Origin of the sequence: Pseudomonas sp. MD330_10 (assembly GCF_042610415.1) — a bacterium.
GTDB classification, from domain to species: Bacteria; Pseudomonadota; Gammaproteobacteria; order Pseudomonadales; family Pseudomonadaceae; genus Aquipseudomonas; species Aquipseudomonas rhodesiae.
Window position 1 is genome coordinate 1 of sequence record NZ_JBHGZU010000084.1, and the last position, 269, is coordinate 269.

Genomic DNA, 269 nt, shown 5'->3' on the forward strand with positions numbered 1-269 from the left:
CCCTGGCGGTCGTAGGTATATTCAACGACGCTGTCATCGGGCAGGATTTTTCGTACCAGGCGTCCGGCATGGTCGCGCTCATAACGCGTCACCCACTGACTACCATCGTCGCCGTATTCGGTCTTTTCCTGCAGGTGGCCGTTAAGGTCGTAAACGTAAGCGGTGCGCTGCCCATCAAACCCGACTTCCTGCTGGATCAGGCCGTTGGGGTGGTAGTCGAGCCGGTAGGTTTCGCCGACTTCGTTTTCAATTTCGGTGAGCAGTAATCG

At 56.9% G+C, this 269-nt stretch carries 1 protein-coding gene; it reads right to left on the reverse strand.

The genetic code is table 11. From position 1 onward, the window contains the following. On the reverse strand, positions 1-269 hold a 269-nt coding region (locus ACFZPT_RS26710; protein WP_379555964.1), incomplete at both ends, for a hypothetical protein.